We start from the raw sequence: 263 nt of genomic DNA on the forward strand, positions 1-263 counted from the left end.
ATGTAGATACATTATTACCATGTAGCGCTGAGATAGGAACAATTTCAGTAAAGTCTATGTGATGTCTATAGTTATCAATAATTTTAAACAATTCGTCGGGATGTACCTCATCAATTTTATTAATTACAAGAAAGATAGGCGTATCAATATTTTTTAAGCGTTCCATGATGAAATCATCACCACGCCCTCGTCCTTCTTTTGCATCAACCAAAAATAATACAGCATCCACTTCCCTTAACGTTGTGATTGCAACTTTGGTCATG

Annotated in this window: 1 protein-coding gene; it reads right to left on the reverse strand. The window is 34.6% G+C overall.

Annotated elements, in window-relative coordinates; all coding sequences use genetic code 11:
* Window positions 1-263, reverse strand: a 263-nt coding sequence (locus AOA61_RS00605) for a GTP-binding protein (protein WP_256583314.1), incomplete at both ends; no start/stop codon positions are given.

The sequence above is a fragment of the Pseudomonas sp. 2995-1 genome, assembly GCF_002742505.1.
GTDB lineage: Bacteria > Pseudomonadota > Gammaproteobacteria > Pseudomonadales > Pseudomonadaceae > Aquipseudomonas > Aquipseudomonas sivasensis.